Source organism: Mammaliicoccus sp. H-M34 (assembly GCF_022386495.1).
Taxonomy (GTDB): domain Bacteria; phylum Bacillota; class Bacilli; order Staphylococcales; family Staphylococcaceae; genus Mammaliicoccus; species Mammaliicoccus fleurettii.
The window spans coordinates 1-18,184 of the sequence record NZ_JAJNIK010000014.1; the positions used below are offsets into that span (position 1 = coordinate 1).

At 32.7% G+C, this 18,184-nt stretch carries 17 protein-coding genes; 11 read left to right on the forward strand and 6 right to left on the reverse strand.

Features of this window, described 5'->3' with window-relative positions; translation table 11 throughout:
- Nucleotides 1-432: 432 nt before the first annotated feature.
- Nucleotides 433-1,350, reverse strand: coding sequence for a nucleoside hydrolase (locus LQ608_RS12055; protein WP_239752143.1), 918 nt, complete (start codon nt 1,348-1,350; stop codon nt 433-435).
- Nucleotides 1,351-1,638: 288 nt separating this feature from the next.
- On the opposite strand from LQ608_RS12055, the gene LQ608_RS12060 reads away from it, so the two are divergent.
- Together LQ608_RS12060 and LQ608_RS12065 are read left to right on the forward strand one after the other, a co-directional pair.
- Nucleotides 1,639-1,998, forward strand: a complete 360-nt coding sequence (locus LQ608_RS12060) for a helix-turn-helix domain-containing protein (protein ID WP_239752144.1) — start codon at nt 1,639-1,641, stop codon at nt 1,996-1,998.
- 17 nt (nt 1,999-2,015) lie between these two features.
- Complete coding sequence (locus tag LQ608_RS12065; RefSeq protein ID WP_239752145.1) at nt 2,016-2,576, forward strand: RBBP9/YdeN family alpha/beta hydrolase; 561 nt, start codon at nt 2,016-2,018, stop codon at nt 2,574-2,576.
- 71 nt (nt 2,577-2,647) lie between these two features.
- Here LQ608_RS12065 and LQ608_RS12070 read toward each other — a convergent pair whose 3' ends face one another.
- A complete protein-coding gene (locus LQ608_RS12070) occupies nt 2,648-3,367 on the reverse strand; it encodes a transglycosylase family protein (protein ID WP_239752146.1) in 720 nt (239 codons plus the stop codon).
- A gap of 614 nt (nt 3,368-3,981) precedes the next feature.
- Between LQ608_RS12070 and isaB the strand changes: the two genes are divergently transcribed.
- Entirely contained in the window at nt 3,982-4,494 is a 513-nt protein-coding gene (isaB, locus tag LQ608_RS12075; protein WP_107509347.1) for an immunodominant staphylococcal antigen IsaB family protein, read from the forward strand.
- Between the two features lie 232 nt (nt 4,495-4,726).
- Complete coding sequence (gene abc-f, locus LQ608_RS12080; protein ID WP_239752147.1) at nt 4,727-6,361, forward strand: ribosomal protection-like ABC-F family protein; 1,635 nt, start codon at nt 4,727-4,729, stop codon at nt 6,359-6,361.
- A 436-nt stretch (nt 6,362-6,797) separates the two neighbouring features.
- Here the strand turns inward: abc-f and LQ608_RS12085 are convergent, their stop codons facing one another.
- Nucleotides 6,798-9,056, reverse strand: a complete 2,259-nt coding sequence (locus LQ608_RS12085; protein WP_239752148.1) for an ATP-binding cassette domain-containing protein — start codon at nt 9,054-9,056, stop codon at nt 6,798-6,800.
- 137 nt (nt 9,057-9,193) lie between these two features.
- Between LQ608_RS12085 and LQ608_RS12090 the strand changes: the two genes are divergently transcribed.
- The 6 genes from LQ608_RS12090 (at nt 9,194) to lrgB (ending at nt 14,576) form a co-directional block, all read left to right on the forward strand.
- The gene (locus LQ608_RS12090) at nt 9,194-9,814 is read left to right on the forward strand and encodes a cyclase family protein (protein WP_239752150.1); all 621 of its coding nucleotides are present in this window, start codon (nt 9,194-9,196) and stop codon (nt 9,812-9,814) included.
- Between the two features lie 2 nt (nt 9,815-9,816).
- The gene (gene kynA / locus LQ608_RS12095; protein WP_239752151.1) at nt 9,817-10,659 is read left to right on the forward strand and encodes a tryptophan 2,3-dioxygenase; all 843 of its coding nucleotides are present in this window, start codon (nt 9,817-9,819) and stop codon (nt 10,657-10,659) included.
- A gap of 205 nt (nt 10,660-10,864) precedes the next feature.
- Nucleotides 10,865-12,619, forward strand: a complete 1,755-nt coding sequence (locus LQ608_RS12100; protein WP_239752153.1) for a sensor histidine kinase — start codon at nt 10,865-10,867, stop codon at nt 12,617-12,619.
- Complete coding sequence (locus tag LQ608_RS12105) at nt 12,619-13,341, forward strand: response regulator transcription factor LytR (RefSeq protein WP_107509352.1); 723 nt, start codon at nt 12,619-12,621, stop codon at nt 13,339-13,341. Before LQ608_RS12100 ends, LQ608_RS12105 begins: the two co-directional genes overlap by 1 nt.
- A gap of 120 nt (nt 13,342-13,461) precedes the next feature.
- Nucleotides 13,462-13,878 (forward strand): antiholin-like murein hydrolase modulator LrgA, encoded by a 417-nt coding sequence (gene lrgA / locus LQ608_RS12110; protein WP_239752154.1) that lies wholly within the window; start codon nt 13,462-13,464, stop codon nt 13,876-13,878.
- Nucleotides 13,875-14,576, forward strand: coding sequence for an antiholin-like protein LrgB (lrgB, locus tag LQ608_RS12115; protein WP_078357842.1), 702 nt, complete (start codon nt 13,875-13,877; stop codon nt 14,574-14,576). The genes lrgA and lrgB overlap by 4 nt, the downstream gene beginning before the upstream one ends.
- A gap of 115 nt (nt 14,577-14,691) precedes the next feature.
- On the opposite strand, the gene LQ608_RS12120 is transcribed toward lrgB, so the two are convergent.
- From LQ608_RS12120 to LQ608_RS12130, 3 genes are all read right to left on the reverse strand, one after another.
- Entirely contained in the window at nt 14,692-15,069 is a 378-nt protein-coding gene (locus tag LQ608_RS12120; RefSeq protein ID WP_078357841.1) for a GtrA family protein, read from the reverse strand.
- Between the two features lie 30 nt (nt 15,070-15,099).
- Nucleotides 15,100-16,383 (reverse strand): kynureninase, encoded by a 1,284-nt coding sequence (gene kynU, locus LQ608_RS12125; RefSeq protein ID WP_239752155.1) that lies wholly within the window; start codon nt 16,381-16,383, stop codon nt 15,100-15,102.
- Between the two features lie 210 nt (nt 16,384-16,593).
- Nucleotides 16,594-17,229 (reverse strand): FMN-dependent NADH-azoreductase, encoded by a 636-nt coding sequence (locus LQ608_RS12130; protein WP_115337093.1) that lies wholly within the window; start codon nt 17,227-17,229, stop codon nt 16,594-16,596.
- A 239-nt stretch (nt 17,230-17,468) separates the two neighbouring features.
- On the opposite strand from LQ608_RS12130, the gene LQ608_RS12135 reads away from it, so the two are divergent.
- Nucleotides 17,469-18,059 (forward strand): histidine phosphatase family protein, encoded by a 591-nt coding sequence (locus LQ608_RS12135; RefSeq protein ID WP_239752156.1) that lies wholly within the window; start codon nt 17,469-17,471, stop codon nt 18,057-18,059.
- The last annotated feature ends 125 nt before the right edge of the window (nt 18,060-18,184 follow it).

An 18,184-nucleotide genomic window follows, 5' to 3' on the forward strand; every position in this document is an offset into this window, starting at 1 on the left:
AGGGACAAAATTCCGAGAAATGTCCGTAAGAGGTGTTGTTAGGGACAAAATTCTGAGAAATGTCCGTAAGAGGTGTTGTTAGAGACATAATTCTGAGAAATGTCCGTAAGTGGTAGTGTCTAAGGAGCACAATTCAGAATTCTGCCAGTTAGAACAATCTAAGGAGCAAAATCCAGAATTCTGCCAGTAAGAACAGTCTAAGGAGCAAAATTCAGAATTCTGCCAGTAAGAACAATCTAAGGAGCAAAATTCAGAATTCTGCCAGGTAAGAACAATCTAAGGAGCACAATTCGAAATTCTGCCAGTAAGAACATTCTAAGGAGCAAAATTCAGAATTCTGCCAGTAAGAACATTCTAAGGAGCATAATTCGTAATTCTGCCAGTAAGACCAATCTAAGGAGCATAATTCAGAATTTTGCCAGTAAGTGCAATCTATCTCGATTGATGTATGTCTTTTACGAATTCTACAAATTTTGCTCTAAATTGTTTATTATTTGCATGCATACAGACTTCAACTTTACCTTCTTTATTAAATTCTGTGTATGTACATCCGGCTGCTTGTCCTTCTGTTATAACGGAAACGTCAGCTCGCTCTGTTGTGAACATTTCTGGATAAAGTATATAAAATATTGTACATAAATCATGTATGATATGTTCGTGTTTTTCACCTGAATTTACATCATTATAGACTTCTAACATGTCAGTTATTAAGTTGCCAAAGTCTCCTTGATTTTTGAGTGTTTGTATATCATCATGGTTAATCATAGTTTCTCTTGTTACATCAAGACCACACATAATGATAGGGATATCTTGATTAAATACGATTTGAGCTGCGTGTGGGTCTACATATATATTGAATTCAGCTAATGGTGTTGCATTTCCTCCGACTGCAGCTCCACCCATTAAAACAATTTGTTTAATATTGCATTTAGTTTCTGGGAAGAGTGAAAATAATAATGCAATATTAGTTAAAGGACCAATAGGAACTAAAGTTATAGGTTCTTCAGAATTCATTATCGTTTCTTTCATTGCTATAACGGCATGATCTTCTAAAATATTTGTTAGAGATGAAGTCTTGAATTGCACATTACCAATTCCATTATGTCCATGAACATGTTCAGCAGTAGCAAGCTTGTTGATGAGTGGTGTATCGACACCTTTTGCTACAGGTATATCTTTTTTAAAGTAATTTACAATATCTAAAGCGTTTTGTGTAGTATGTTCAATCCCAACATTACCGCCTACTGAAGTAATGAGTTTCACATCTAAATCTTTACTATGTATGGCAGCAGAAATTGCAATGATGTCATCTATACCAGGATCTGTATCTATAATAATAGGAATAGCCAATATACTCACTCCTTAAAATATATTTATATTATTTAGTATAACAAACATTATTTATTATTAATGTTTGTAGATATTCTACGCTAGTAATCCCTACAATAATTTTTATATTTATTAGGAGACGGAGGGTAGTATGACCGTATTCTAAATATAAAAATTGTGAAAATGGGTATAACCTAAGTAAGTGTTGGTTTAATAAGGTCGCAACTTCTGGTTGCTGTGGGAAGCAAAAAATAGTTTCGGGACTTTTTGTATGATTAGTTCTATAGTGTAGAAAAGGGGTGAATAATCATGAATATTGGATCGAAAATTAAAGAAGAACGTGAGCTTAATGGATGGTCACAAGATGAATTGGCTGCTAAATTACATGTAACAAGACAAAGTGTTTCTAAATGGGAACTGGGTAAGGTGTATCCTGGCATAGACATTCTAGTTCAAATGAGTGATATATTCGATTTATCTTTAGATGAGTTAATAAAAGGAGATAAAAATTTAAAGAAAACGATTATTGAAACTTACAGAGAAACACCTCAACAAGATATTAATTATAATAGACCAAGGAATGGTTGGGAGTTCTTTTCAAGATTTTGGTGGCTCGTTTTTCCATTTGGAGGAATTATTATAGGGATCATTAATGCACTTGTACATTAAATCGAAAGGTGATTGTTATGAATAAATATTTATATATAGCACATGGTTACAATGCTAATAGTCAAAAGCATTGGTTTAAGTGGTTGACTCAACATGTTCCTAGTGTTGATAGTAAGATTTTAGATTTTCCTAATTCTTCAAATCCTATATTGAGTGATTGGACGGATACATTAAATGCAGAGGTGGATTTAACTTCTGGTGAAAATGTGATTGTTGCGCATAGTTTAGGTGTTGTGACAGTGCTAAATTATCTTTCGAAATATGATGGTAAGTTGAACATTAAAGGTCTTGTATTGGTTGCAGGATTTTATGAAGAAATTTCGGAATTAAGCAAACTCGATGATTATATTCAGCATACCAATATAGATTTTGAAAAACTTAAAGAAAAAGTACCCAATATTATAAGTATTATTGCGACAAACGATCGCGTAGTTCCATATAAACTCAGTAAAAATTTAGCGAAAAAGTTAAATTCTGAATTTGTAACCATTGAACACGATGGACATTTTTGTGATAGGGATGGTTATACTTCATTTCCGGAAGTTGCAAGTTATGTAAATAGAATATTAAATCAATAAAAAACGCCCTCGGCTATTGCCGAGGGCGTTGGATTAGTTTGTTGAATAAAATTTTAGTACTGCTTAATTAATTATGCAGTTACCCATTGTGAAGCGCCTGCAGTGTTGTATAATTTAACAGCTGCTGCATCTTGTACATGTTCAGGAGCTTCTGTAGGTGATACACCTTTGTATTCTGCTGGAGCTACTGAATCCCAAGTAGTTTGTAGGAATTGGTATTTACCAGCTGCACCTGATGATGGGTTAACAGCTTTTAAGTCGCCGCCTGATTCACGTTGAGCGATAGCTTTTAAGTGATCATTAACGTTTACACTTGAACCTTCAGAAGCTGAAGATGTTTGTGTTGTTTTAGTTTCTTGTGCTGGTGCTTGTGTTTCTTGTTTTGGCGCTTCTACTTGTTGAGGTGCTTCTTGAGTTGCTTGTTCGTTAGCAGTGTTGTTTGCTGCTGGAGCTGGAGTTTGTTCAGCTACGTTTTGTTCAGCAACTGGTTGTTGTTGAGCTACTGGAGCTTGAGTGCTTTCAGTGTCAGCTGCATTAGTTGCATGATATTCCCAAGTAAAGTTGTTTCCATCTGATTCAAAGTTATATTCGAATCCATCTAATGTGAAATTAATGTCATATGCGCCTTCTTGGACAGCATGTTCATTAAGTTCTGGTGAATTTGATTGAGCTAATTGAGCTAATTGCTCTTTGTTTACGCCTTGTTCAGATGCATCTGCTACTTGTGAAGATGCTACTCCTGTTGCTCCGATTGCTACTGCTAATGATGATGTTAAAATTGCTTTTTTCATAATTGTAAAACCCTCCGAATAATTTTTTATTTATTAGTATCTTATTTAAGATGATGATTTCTTTGTTAGTTAAAAATTCTCCCCTGAAAATTGGGACAAGACAACAATAACATAAATAGAGGCCTTGTAAATTACAGTCAAATAACAAAAGATTACAATGTGCAAGAAATATTGTAATAAAGAATTACAGTTGAGATATTTTGTAATATTACACTTAAATTTACCGATTGTATGCAATTGTATGAAAAAATCCGGGAAATAGGTGTTACGTACAGAATACTTTCATGACAGTTTTGAACTTCGATATTAAGAGAGACATTCAACATTGAAAAATTGCTTTGAGTGTTGATGAAAAAAGTATAAAAATTTTCTGAAGTTATAAAGATTCAGTAAATCCTATGAGTTTAATAAGATTATTGTAGCTTTTAAGTAATATTATAAAAGACTTCATAGTTAGTGCGAGTAAGTTTAAATAGATTTATATCATCAGAAGACTGAATTATCAGTATTATTACTACTTATAGAATAAAAAACGTTTGACGTAACATTTTTGAAATCTTTGTAATGTTATTGTAATATATAAGTGTACAATTATGCTAAAGGGAGTGGTGGAAATGAATAAAGTGGCAAAGTTAACAATTGCAACAGGAATTTCAATCGGAACAATGTTTGGAGTAGTAAATATCCCTAGTCAAGATGGTAATGATGTCGAAGCTGCAACAACACCTTACTATAAGTATCAAGGTAATACAGGGCATGATGGTAGCTTTATCTTAGATTCTACTTTCATCAACGCATTAGTGTACAAGAACGTAACAATGAATGGTCATAGAATTGTTCAACCTCAATCAAATGATGGAGAAACTTTTAAAAATATGAATTCTTATGATCAAACGTTTTATTTTGGTAATAACCACAACGATAATTATGCTGCTAGTGTCAAGTTTCCGGTAAAACAGAAACATATATCTAAATCACAAATTATGAATGCTTATGGAAATGATTATACTATAGAAGAAACTAGTAACGGAAAAAATTATAGATTCATTGTAGAGGGGAATCTTATTATATTTACAATAGTAGATAATTACGTCACAAATGTTAATATCGGCGAAGATTTAGAATAATGAATCGCATTGTAAAATAACTATACCAGTAATATAATGAAGATAACTTTGATGAACGGAGGTGTTTCAGATGTTTCTTTTAGCTCATAGTTGCAGATTCTTTGTAATCGTACGCAACAAATTTGCGAATGTTTCTCCAAAATTGGTGAAGTATGTCTTTTTTGAAGAAAAATATAGCTATAAGGAATGTCTGACACCAGCTTCCTTGTAGCACGATTTTGGAGGAAGCAATATGAATATTATAAATATGTCTAAATTATCTAAGTCTTATACAGGTGATGTTATATTTGAAGATATTAAATATGACTTGAATGAAGGGGACTGTGTAGGTCTAGTTGGAAGAAATGGTGAAGGTAAAAGTACATTGTTAAAATTGATGGCTGGTATAGAATCGCCTACAGAAGGGCAAATAAGCTGGCAGAAGAATATATCAATTGGATATTTGAATCAATTACCAAACTATGAAGATGGCAAACTAGTATATGAATGCTTAACAGAAGTATTTGAAGAAGTTAATAACATTTCACAGAAAATGCAGTTAATCGAAGCTGAGATGGCTAATGAAACTGACAAAATAGAACAATTATTAAAGAAGTATGGGCAATTACAAGAATTGTTCGAACAACTAGGTGGATATGAAATAGATGCTCAAATAAGACGAGTAAGTCACGGATTAAAAATAAATCATTTATTAAATCATACGTGGGAGAAACTCTCTGGAGGAGAAAGAACGAAAGTAGGGTTAGCTCAAATACTATTACAACAACCTAAATTGTTATTATTAGATGAACCTACCAATCATTTAGACATTTCATCTATTGATTGGTTAGCAGATTTTATAAAGCAATATTCAGGCGCAGTTGTCATAGTTTCTCATGATAGATACTTTTTAGATGACACAGTTAATCAAATATTAGAAATTGATCAAGGTCAATTGCATATATACCATGGTAATTATAGTTATTTTGTTAAAGAAAAAGAAGTAAGAATTATAAATGAATTTGAAGCATATCAAACACAACAAAAGAAAATTAAGAAAATGGAAGACTCGATTAAGCAATTAAGATTATGGGCAAGCCAAGCAAATCCACCAAATGCAGCTTTATTTAAACGGGCAAAAAGTATGGAAAAAGCATTGGATAGAATAAAGAAATTAGATAAGCCTATACTAGAACATAAAAGAATGAACGTGAATTTAGCAGAAGGACAACGTGTTTCTAACGATGTAATAGAATTAGAAAGTGTTTCTAAGATGTACGAAGATATATTGTTTGAAGAAATTGATTTACTCATTAGAAGAAAAGAACATGTATCTATAATAGGAGATAATGGAACAGGAAAGAGTACATTATTAAAAATGATGATAAATCAAATAGAACCAGATGAAGGAATAGTTAAAAGAGCATCTAATTTAAGAATAGGTTATTTATCACAACACACTTTTGAAAATATTGATAACCAAACAGTTATCGAAACATTTAGAGATGTAGTTCATGTAACAGAAGGTCAAGCTAGACATATACTTGCACAATTTATGTTCTATGGAGAAGATGTATTTAATAAAATCAGTAGTCTAAGTGGTGGAGAAAAAATGAGATTACGTTGGGCACAAATTGTGAATCAAGATTTTAACGTGCTAGTATTAGACGAACCAACAAACCATTTAGATATAGATGCAAAAGAAACAATAGAAGACGCATTGTTAGATTATAATGGTACAATCATCGCAGTTTCACATGATAGATACTTCTTGAATAAGCTATTTGATATAACATATTTATTAAAAGATAAAAAATTAACTAAATTTGAAGGAAACTATGATTACGTTAAAGAAAAATTAAGAGAAAAAGAAGAATTTGAAGTATAAACTTCATTCTCAAAATTAGCCTGATTAGAATCGCACGAAGACTGAGGAGATATCGTGCGATTGAGTCTAAATTCGAGCAAAACGCACGAAGACTTTCAAGATATCGTGCGATTCAGGTCAAATCGGGCTAAAACGCACGAAGACTTTCGAGATATCGTGCGATTCGAGTCAAATCCGGGCAAAACGCACGAAGACTTTCGAGATATCGTGCGATTCGAGTCAAATCCGAGCAAAACGCACGAAGACTTTCGAGATATCGTGCGATTCGAGTCAAATCCGGGCAAAACGCACGAAGACTTTCGAGATATCGTGCGATTCAGGCTAAATCCGAGCAAAACGCACGGTATCTCTTTAACATGAAACTTATTTACTTCCTATATTAAAAGACCCCACCTAATTCGAAAGTTTATCTTCTTCGAATTAGGTGGGGTCTTTTCTATATTTCTACATATCTATTCAAATGTTTGGCTGTTACTGATTCTTCTATTTCTAATAAGCCTTTTGGTTCGCCACTATATAATATTTTACCTCCGTTCATACCTGCTCCGGGTCCTACGTCGATTATCCAGTCTGCATGTGTCATCATAGTCAAGTTATGTTCTATTAATATGACGGTGTTGCCTTGTTGGATGAGTTGTTCGAAACATGATAATAATGTTGGTATGTCATCTTCATGCAGTCCTGTTGTTGGTTCGTCGAATATGAATATTTGGTTTGAAGCGGATTGATCTAAATATCTGCTCAGTTTAACGCGTTGTATTTCTCCGCCTGATAATGTATCTAGTGATTGTCCTAAAGTCATATAATGTAGGCCGGTTGATTCTAAATGTGTAAGACGTGTGTATACTTTATTGTTATTTTTAAATATGTTCATTCCTTCTTCAACTGTTAGTGCTAATACATCTGCTATTGAATAACCGTTTACTTTGGCTTCTAATACTTCTGGTTTATATCTGGTTCCTTTACACACTTCGCAAACTTGTGAAAAGTCAGGCATAAATGCAAGTTCTGTTTTGATAACGCCTTTACCATGACATTCTGGACAGGCACCTTCTGAGTTATAGCTAAACATACTTTTCTTTAGTCCTGTTTCTTTGCTGAAGAATTCTCTTACTTCATCAAAGAGATCCATATAAGTTAGCAAGTTTGAACGATTTGAAGCATGTACAGGTTTTTGGTCAATGAAAGTAGTCTCTTTATGAGATTTAAGTCCTGCTTTTAATAATGTGCTTTTTCCGGAACCTGCTACACCTGTAATAACAGATAAAATATTTTTAGGTATATCAACGGACACGTTTACTAAGTTGTTTTCTGATATATTTTTTAAATTGATATAGCTCTGTGTGTTTCTAGGTAATGTTTTTAATTTGTGTTGTCGTTTTAAAGCTTTACCAGTAGAAGTATCAGATTGTAACAACTCATGATAAGTACCTGTGAATGTAATTTCACCACCATGTTTGCCTGCACCGGGTCCGATGTCTATAACGTGGTCTGCAATACGAATAACGTCAGGGTCATGTTCTACGACGAGTACTGTATTGCCTTTATCTCTTATAGATTTCATAATGTCATTTATTTTTTCAATATCTTCAGGATGTAAGCCAACACTAGGTTCATCAATAATATAGACGAGGTCAGATAGTGGACTATTTAAGTGACGTATTAATTTAATGCGTTGAGATTCTCCTCCTGATAGAGAAGGTGTCTTACGGTCCAATGTTAAATAATTTAATCCAACATAAGATAAAGCTTCTAACTGCTCTAATAATGGTTTAATAATATATGCAGCTTTTTTGTCTTTAAGTTTATTTAGAAATTCAATCGCATCATCTATTGAAAGAGCTGTAAAGTCAGTAATGCTTAGTCCATTTATTTTGCAACTTAAAATTTTATCGTTTAGTCTTTTACCATGACATTTTGGACATTTATGGGAAGTAACAACTCTATTTACGTCTTCTAGAAAACGTTTCTTTTCGAAATTATCATTCAATAGAAATGAGCGTCTAAAACGATGAATCAAACCTTCAAATTTAGCAGTTTTTGGCCAATTTTCTGGAGGATTTTTAAGTTTTTTTGGTTTTGTATAAAGGAATGTGTCCATTTCTTCTTTAGTAAAGTCTTTAAGTTTCTTGTCATTATCAAATAAACCACTATATAAATAACGTTTGCCACGCCAGCTATCTGGTCTAAATGATGGGAACTTTATCGCATCTTCATTTAAAGATTTATCATAATCTAACAACTCGTTTAAGTCGATATCTTCAACATAACCGAGTCCTTGGCAACGTTCGCACATGCCACTTGGATTATTAAATGAAAATACGCTCGAATATCCAACAAAAGGCTCGCCCACTCTTGACCATAAAAGTCTAACTGAAGCGTAAATGTCAGATATTGTTCCTACTGTAGAACGTGAATTTCCACCCAATCTTTTTTGATTTATAATCATGGCAACTGGTAAATGTTCTATTCTATCAACATCCGGCTTTTCATAAGATGTCAGTTGATTTTGTACATAACTTGAATAAGTTTCATTTAATAAACGTTCTGATTCAGCTGCTAAAGTACTAAAAACTAGTGATGATTTTCCCGAACCAGATCTTCCAGTGAAGACTGTTAATTGATGTTTCGGGATATCTATATTAATATTTTTTAAATTATTCTGGTTTGCTCCGTGTACACGTATGTATGACATATTCATTCACCTCATTATGAGTTTACCCAAATATCATTCATTGCTAAACAGTACCCACCTTAAATATCAGAATTCATGTACAATAGAATTAAAAGAAGGTAAAATGAAAACGATTACACAAGTAGAGGAGCATGTTTATGTGGATTGATATTACACAACCATTAACAAATGATATAGCAAATTGGCCAGGAGATGAGCCTTTCCGTTTTGAATTATCTGCAAATAAAGAAGAAACAGGGTCTGTAAATATTGGTTGTATTTCAACGAGTACGCATATTGGGACACATATGGACGCACCATTTCATTTTGATAATGATGGAATAAAGATTCATGAGATTGATGTAAATAGACTAATTGGAGAAGCTACTTTAGTAGAAGTAATTGGAGAAGCGCTTATTACGCGAGAGATACTAGAAGGTTTCGATATTAAAGGGACAATAATTATGATTAAAACAAAGTCTCAAGCTCATGCTGATGTGTTTCCGGATACAGTTCCAGTCCTAACTGAAGAAGCAATCGCTTATTTGTCATCAATTGGTATAAAGGTATTTGGAATTGATGTAGCTTCAGTAGATGACATAGATTCTAAAACTTTAGATAATCATCATGCGTTTAATCGCTATGATATTATCAATATTGAAAATTTATTATTAGAAGATGTTACACAAGGATATTATGATTTTATAGGATTACCATTGAATATCGTTGGTGCAGACGGTTCACCTATAAGAGCAACTATAGCAAAAAAGGGGGAATAATGATGAGTCATTATCAAGATGAATCAATTAAAGGGGAAAGCGTTAAAACGGATTTTACAGAAGATATGACATATAGTGAGTACTTAGGTTTAGATAAAATATTATCAGCACAACATACTTTAACAGATGCTCACGATGAGAAATTATTTATTATTGTACATCAAGTTTCAGAACTATGGATGAACTTGATTATTCATGAAATTAATTCAGCTTGTGAAGATATAAAACTAGATCAATATAAACAAGCTTTTAAAAAATTAGCAAGAGTAGGTAATATTCAAAAACAACTCATTCAAGTATGGGAAGTATTATCTACGATGACACCAAGTGATTATTTGAAATTCAGAGATGATTTAGGGAGCTCATCTGGATTTCAATCTTTTCAAAATAGAATGATTGAATATAGCCTTGGTTATAAAACAACACACGCGTTGAAAATATATGAAAAAGACCCAAACATTTATAATCAATTAAAAAATCAACTTGAAAGACCAAGTATATACGATGAAACAATCAAAGCAGTGAATAGAGCAGGATTCGATATCGATAAAGATGTGTTAAACAGAGAAGTAACAAAGAATTACGAACGCAATGATTCAGTCAAAGAAGCATTTAAAGAAATTTATTTAAATTCAGAAGATTACTTTGAACTATATGAATTACTAGAAAAATTAACAGACGTTGAAGATAGATATAGTCAATGGCGATTTAGACATATGAAGACTGTACAAAGAATTATAGGATTTAAAATAGGGACAGGCGGAAGTTCAGGCGTTAACTATTTGAAACGTGTCATTGATCAAGCATTCTTCCCAGAATTGTGGGAACTTAGAACAGAATTATAGTGCATATGTGAGGATAGGGTTTATTAAAAAATTGAAAGAGCTTGGGACGTAAATGTCCTAAGCTCTTTTCGTTATATTAACAATAGCTAACATTATATTCATTAATATAACAATGACACTTTATATAATAGTTTTCAACTTTCGTATGGTAAAATATTTGTTGGTATAAAATCGAATAAAAATTATAGGAATGATGGGTGTAAATATGTTGAATTTATTTGTTTTACTATTAGAACGTGTAGGTCTCATTATCCTTGTAGCGTATATATTAATGAATACTTCTTACTTTAAAAATATGATGGGTGAGCGTGAAAAATGGTATGTAAAATGGCGTTTAATTATAGTATTCTCTTCATTTGCTCTACTGTCTAACTTTACTGGCGTTGCTATTCATAATGGAGAAATTGTATCAAGTATGATTTATTTACATCTTGGTCCAGAAGTATCACTTGCCAATACCCGTGTATTAACTATTGGTGTTTCGGGTCTTATTGGTGGACCTTTTGTAGGTGTATTTGTAGGTGTACTATCGGGAATATTCAGAGTTTATATAGGTGGTGCTGATGCTTATACTTATTTAATATCATCTATTGTTATTGGTTTGGTTGCAGGCTATTTTGGTACATATGCAATGAAATCTAAAGGCTATTTATCAGTTACACAAAGCGCTATAGTAGGTGCTTCAACAGAAGTGATACAAATGATTTGTATATTAATATTCTCTTCTCAAAAGGCTGATGCATGGGAACTTGTACAACTTATAGCATTACCAATGATTATTATAAATGGTTTAGGTACGGCAATATTTATGTCTATAATCATTTCAACTGTTAAACAAGAAGAGCAAATGAGGGCTATTCAAACGCATGATGTTTTGAAATTAGTTAATCACACTTTGCCTTATTTTAAAGAAGGGTTAACAGAATCTTCTGCTCATCAAGCTGCTAAAATTATAAAAGATTTAATGAAGGTTTCAGCAGTGGCAATTACTAATAAAACACATATATTAGCGCATGTTGGTGTCGCAAGTGATCATCATACACCTGACAAAACTATTATTACAGATTTATCTAAAGAGGTAATTGAAACGGGGAATCAAAAAGAAGTTTATACAAGTAAAGATATAGGGTGTCAACATCCTAATTGTCCATTAGAAGCGGCTATTGTCATACCATTATATGTGCATGATGATATTGTAGGTACTTTGAAGTTATATTTTACAGATTATCATGATTTAACATTTGTGGAGAAACGACTTGCAGAAGGTTTGGCTAAAATATTCTCTAGCCAGTTAGAATTAGGTGCTGTAGAAATGCAAAGACAATTACTTCAAGACGCTGAAATTAAGTCATTACAAGCGCAAGTGAATCCACATTTCTTCTTTAATGCAATGAACACAATTTCGGCACTTATCCGAATAGATCATGAAAAAGCACGTCAATTATTGTTACAACTGAGTCACTTCTTCCGATCTAATTTACAAGGTGCTAGAAACAATATGATTACGATAGAAAAAGAGCTTGAGCAAGTGCGTGCGTATATTGCTTTAGAACAAGCAAGATATCCTGATCACTTTGTTATTGAATATGATATACCTGACCAAAATCATTCATCACTTGTCCCGCCGTTTGTCATTCAAATATTAGTCGAAAATGCTATTAAACATGCATTTACAAATAGAAAAGATGATAATCGAATTTGGGTATCTGTTCTCAATCAAAATCAATCGATTAAATTATCAGTAAAAGACAATGGACAAGGTATTCCGGAAGATAAGAAAGACATCATAGGAAAGGCTATTGTAGAATCTCAATCGGGAACAGGTAGTGCGCTTGAAAATTTAAATAAAAGATTAATGGGATTGTGTGGCCACTCGGCAGAATTACAAATAGAAACGAGCAATAAAGGTACAGAAGTAAGTACTGAAATACCGCATAAATATAGAGAAGAGGGTATGTAATGCAAGCACTTATCGTTGACGATGAACCATTGGCACGTAATGAACTAAAATATTTACTCAATCAAATTGGTTCTTTTAGTCAAATTGAAGAAGCAGAAAATATCGAAGAAACTTTAGAGCAATTGTTATCTCACGAATTTGATGTCATTTTCTTAGATATTAATTTAATGGAAGAAAGTGGCTTAGATTTGGCAAAGAAAATCAACAAAATGAAACATGTTCCTCATATTATATTTGCAACTGCTCATGATACGTATGCAGTACAAGCGTTTGAGTTAGAAGCTACAGACTATATTTTGAAACCATTTGAAAAATCAAGAATTGAACAAGCAATTAAAAAAATTACAAATGCTGAAAGCCATCATACAATTGAGACAAAACAAGTGAATCAAGATGAAGTGTTACCGATTGAAATAGAAGATCGCATTTATGTATTAAATATAAATGACATCATTGCGATTTCGGTTAATCAAGGTGTTACGACTATAAATACAGTAGAAACTGAATATGAAACAAGCGAACCACTCAGCTTTTATGAAAAAAAGCTTAACGATACAAAGTTTTTACGAATTCATCGCGCAAGTATCATCAATAAAAAGCATATCCAATCTGTTGAACACTGGTTCAATTCTACGTATCAAGTAACATTGACAGGTAATATCAAATTACAGGTAAGTCGTTCTTATATGAAAACGTTTAAATCAGAAATAGGGTTAGTATAATTTTCACAGTAACTATTTAGTAACTTAGACTTCAAATATTGCATTTCGCCATGAAAACGCTTTAATTCATTATTTTCATATTAAGATAACCTTAAGAGATTAATTCGGGAGGTTGTCAGAATGAAAAAAGTAAATAACTTCTTTCAGCAAGTATTAACGATATCCATAATATTATTGATATCACATATAATAGAAAGCTTTATGCCAATTCCAATGCCAGCATCAGTAATTGGGTTAGTATTAATGTTTGTCGCATTAACGACAGGTATTGTTAAATTAGAGCAAGTAGAAGCGGTTGGAACAGCATTAACAAATAATATTGGATTCCTTTTCGTACCAGCAGGTATTTCAGTTATTAACTCATTAGGCGTATTGAGTACAAGTCCTATTCTCATCATATTATTGATTATTATATCAACAATTTTATTACTCGTTTGTACAGGTATATTTTCACAAATGATTATTAAACCAAGTGAAAAAACATCTGAAAGTGTGAAAGATATTAAACATAAACGTGTGGCAGGTGATTACGCATGATGGAACATTTAGGAGTCAATACACCATATTTCGGTATCGGATTATCAGTTGCAGTATTCTTAATCGGTACATATTTATTTAAACGATCAAATGGATTTTTCTTATTTGCACCATTATTTTTCAGTATGGTAGTTGGTATCGTATTTTTAAAAGCTACAGGTATACCATATGAAAACTATAAAATCGGTGGAGATATTATTAACTTCTTCTTAGAACCAGCGACAATATGTTTCGCAATTCCTTTGTATAAAAAACGCGAAGTCTTGAAGAAACATTGGCACCATATTATGGGAGGTATTGCAGTAGGAACAGTAGCTGCATTAGTCATTATTTATATAGTAGCAAAAGCATTCCAATTTGGTGATGATATCATCGCATCTATGTTACCTCAAGCAGCTACAACAGCAATAGCGTTACCTGTTTCAGAAGGTATATCAGGTATTAAAGAGTTAACATCATTAGCTGTTATATTAAATGCAGTAATTATCATGGCATTAGGGAATAAGTTATTAAAATTATTTAACATAACGAACCCTATAGCAAGAGGATTAGCATTAGGAACAAGTGGACACACATTAGGCGTTGCAGCAGCAAAAGAGCTTGGTGAAGTAGAAGAATCAATGGCAAGTATTTCACTTGTTCTAGTAGGAATAGTAGTAGTCGCAGTCGTACCATTCTTTGTGATGTTCTTGTTATAAAGAGATATGTAGCTATGAAAGTAGACTTGATTACAAAAATGAGAGCTTGAGACATTTATGTCTCAAGCTCTCTCATTTTAAAAAAATCCTTATTTTTGTCTCACCATCTGTGTTTTTATTTATCGACTAATATCCACTTAGACAATACAAATGTTATTGGTATTGTAATGACAAGTCCTATGAATGGCGCGAAAGTTTCGTTCAAATGTAGCCATTGTACAAATATATACAACAATAATGTTTGTAAACCCATATTCACAACTTGCGTGATAGGGAACTGAATGAATTTTTTAAATGTTGGTTGTACATGGTATACAAAATAACAATTTAGATAAAACGATATGATGAAGCTTATAATAAATCCTGATATATGGCTTATTAAATAGTTAATATCTAATACTTTTAACAATAATAAGTATACCCAGTAATAATTGATTGTGTTAATACCGCCTACGATAATGAAACGAAAGATTTCTCCATATTTCTTGTACATGATGTTGCTCCTTTATAAAATCTTGATTCATTATACGACAAGTCCACGCTTGTTACTATATTGTTCGTATAAATGCTCTTGTGCAATTTCTTTTAAGACTTCAACGACTTTATAAACTTCTTCATATGATGTGTATAAAGCAATAGGTGCTAAGCGTATAACATTTGGTTCTCTAAAGTCAGGTATAACGCCTTTATCTTTAAGTGCCAAACTGATGCGATAGGCTTCATTATGAACTAAACAAACATGACCACCACGTTTAAAATCATCACGTAAATTACCAACAGAATAGCCGTAATCTGATAATGCTTCATCAATAAGATACATCAAATATGCTGTGATATGTACTGATTTATTTCTTATTGCATGCATACCTATTTCATTAAAAATATTGAGCACGCCTTCAAGTGGTGCCATTGAAAGAATATTAGGTGTTCCTACTTGCCAACCTGATGCATCTGGTTGATGTTCAAATGTATGATTGAGTTGGAATTGTGTTTCATCTTTGTTTCCGAACCATCCAGCAGTACCAGGATTTTTATTGAAGTGTTTTTTATTAATATATAAACCAGCAGTTGAACCTGGACCTCCTGATAAATATTTATAAGTACACCATACTGCAAAGTCAGCATCAATTAGAGTTAAATCCATTTCAATTGCGCCGATAGCATGACATAAATCCCATCCGATTATAATGTCACGTTCTTTAGCAGCCATCGTTAATTTTTCCATATCTAGTACTTGTGCAGAACGATAAAGCACGGTAGGTAATAGAATGAGTGCAACATCATCTGTCATAGCATCGATAATTGCATCTTCATCAATAAACATACCATCAGAGCTTGTCACGACTTTAACAGTATCTTCAGGATCTAATCCTTTTTGACGAACTTGACTATCAACAGCATAACGGTCAGTAGGGAAGTTTAAATCGTCTACTAATATTTTATATTTCTTGTCAGTTGGTTCGTAAAATGTACTTAAAGCTTGGTGAATATTAGAAGTTGTGCTACCAACAATAACGACTTCTTCAGGATTAGCCCCGATTAGAGGTGCCATTTTTGAAGCGATTTGTTTAGAATAATGATAGTATTTACTCTCTTCAACGTTCCAAATTTTAATACCTTCCTTTTTCCAAACTTCAAGTGCATTCAGTAGTGCTGCCTCAGCATCTTTAGAAGCAAGACCTAACGAATTTCCATCCATATAAATTTCATTAGGCTGTATGTAAAAACGATCACGAACATGATGCAGAACATCTGCTTTATCTAAAGCATGTGCAAACTCTTTTGTTGTATTAAATGCAGTATCCATATGTTTCATCCCCTTAAAAATAATGAATAGTTCTTTACATATAATTGTATACTTTCATAAGCAAAGTAACAAAGAAAATGTTGATGAATATTTTGAAGGTGATGTAGGGAGTGGAGTTTGGAAGTCTCTCATTTCCTCATTAAAAGTGTACGCAAAAAAACTGCCAACAAAGTTTAACCTTTGTCGACAGAATTATTTATAGTCGTTTTATTAGAAAGTTTTTCCTAAAGCTTTAGCGCGTTCGATACCGTCAGCTTTAATTTCTTCTGCTTTTTCTGGGTTAGCATTATGACCTTCAACGATTAATCCATCGAAGTCAGTTATGCCATAGAAACTCATCATTTGTCCGATGTAACGGTGACCCATTTCTAATTCGGCTGCTGGTCCTTCGCTATAATATCCGCCACGTGCTTGGATATGTAGCGCTTTTTTATCTGGTAATAAACCAACTGGACCTTCAGCAGTATATTTGAATGTTTTACCTGCTACTGATACTGAGTCTAGATATGCTTTCATTACTGGTGGGAATGAGAAGTTCCAGAATGGTGTAACGAATACATATTTATCTGCATTTACAAATTGCTCACTTAATTCATTAAGGCGACGTACTTTACCTTGTTCGCCTTCAGAAAGTGCATCAAAGCCTGCTCCGGATTGTAGTTTACCCCAACCAGCAAATACATCTGCATCAATTTGTGGAATATATGAATTGTATAAATCAATATGAACTACTTCATCGTTAGGATTTGTAGTTTTATAACTTTCGATAAAAGCTTTAGCTGTTGCCATTGAAAAAGAAACAGTTTCATCATGTGGATGAGCTGTAATGAATAATACTTGTGACATAATATATTTCCCTTCTATTTATAAAAATTAAACTAACTATAATTATTATACTTAGATTATTTTATAAATCAATAGAAATACTCTTTTTAAATGAAGGACTTTTACACTTTACAGAGGATGTTACATTATTAGAGATAAAAGTATAAAAATATAGAATACAGTGCATGATAATTATAGAATGATATTTTTAGTGGTAGGATATATTTAGAACAATACATATTTTGAAAGGATGATGACACTTGAGTAAGAAGTTATATCTTATGCGACATGGACAGACATTATTTAATGAAAAGAAAAAGATACAAGGTGCATCAGATTCACCTTTGACAAAGCTTGGAATAGAACAGGCACTAATGGCAAAAGCATATTTTGATGAAGCCAATGTCCAGTTTCAATCATTATATTCGTCTACACAAGAAAGAGCTTGTGATACGTTAGAATTAATATGCCCTGAGAAATCATATGTTAGATTAAAAGGACTAAAAGAATGGAACTTTGGCTTGTTTGAAGCGGAGAGTGAATTATTGAATCCGCCACATAAACCTGGTGAAACATCATATGGAGACTACTTCGTTGATTATGGTGGAGAATCAAGTGTAGATGTTCAAAATAGAATGAATGAAACATTAACAGAAATCATGAAAAATGACGAAGCAGATACAATGTTAGCAGTTAGTCACGGTGGTGCTATATTTATGTTCTTACAGTTGTGGTTACCATTTGAGCAAGTGAAAGAAGTTAAATTTACGAATTGTTGTATATTAGAATTTGAATATGAAGATGCAAAATTCAAATTCATACAAGCTATCAATCCAACAGAAGATGAGTAAAGTGAAATTTAAAAAATATATAGTGTGAGACAGACATCTATTTCAATAAAATGATAAGAGGCAGTGACAATCAATTTGTCACTGCCTCATTTTGTAATGTAATTCGATAGAAACGCACGAAGACT

Excerpts from the sequence above, each read along its gene's own strand:
- LQ608_RS12120 (WP_078357841.1), bottom strand. The coding sequence starts at position 15,069 with ATGTACAAGAAATATGGAGAAATCTTTCGTTTCATTATCGTAGGCGGT.
- lrgB (WP_078357842.1), top strand. The coding sequence starts at position 13,875 with ATGATGGAACATTTAGGAGTCAATACACCATATTTCGGTATCGGATTA.
- kynU (WP_239752155.1), bottom strand. The coding sequence starts at position 16,383 with ATGGATACTGCATTTAATACAACAAAAGAGTTTGCACATGCTTTAGAT.
- abc-f (WP_239752147.1), top strand. The coding sequence starts at position 4,727 with ATGAATATTATAAATATGTCTAAATTATCTAAGTCTTATACAGGTGAT.
- LQ608_RS12060 (WP_239752144.1), top strand. The coding sequence starts at position 1,639 with ATGAATATTGGATCGAAAATTAAAGAAGAACGTGAGCTTAATGGATGG.
- LQ608_RS12090 (WP_239752150.1), top strand. The coding sequence starts at position 9,194 with ATGTGGATTGATATTACACAACCATTAACAAATGATATAGCAAATTGG.
- LQ608_RS12130 (WP_115337093.1), bottom strand. The coding sequence starts at position 17,229 with ATGTCACAAGTATTATTCATTACAGCTCATCCACATGATGAAACTGTT.
- lrgA (WP_239752154.1), top strand. The coding sequence starts at position 13,462 with ATGAAAAAAGTAAATAACTTCTTTCAGCAAGTATTAACGATATCCATA.
- LQ608_RS12100 (WP_239752153.1), top strand. The coding sequence starts at position 10,865 with ATGTTGAATTTATTTGTTTTACTATTAGAACGTGTAGGTCTCATTATC.
- LQ608_RS12105 (WP_107509352.1), top strand. The coding sequence starts at position 12,619 with ATGCAAGCACTTATCGTTGACGATGAACCATTGGCACGTAATGAACTA.
- LQ608_RS12085 (WP_239752148.1), bottom strand. The coding sequence starts at position 9,056 with ATGTCATACATACGTGTACACGGAGCAAACCAGAATAATTTAAAAAAT.
- LQ608_RS12070 (WP_239752146.1), bottom strand. The coding sequence starts at position 3,367 with ATGAAAAAAGCAATTTTAACATCATCATTAGCAGTAGCAATCGGAGCA.
- LQ608_RS12065 (WP_239752145.1), top strand. The coding sequence starts at position 2,016 with ATGAATAAATATTTATATATAGCACATGGTTACAATGCTAATAGTCAA.
- kynA (WP_239752151.1), top strand. The coding sequence starts at position 9,817 with ATGAGTCATTATCAAGATGAATCAATTAAAGGGGAAAGCGTTAAAACG.
- isaB (WP_107509347.1), top strand. The coding sequence starts at position 3,982 with ATGAATAAAGTGGCAAAGTTAACAATTGCAACAGGAATTTCAATCGGA.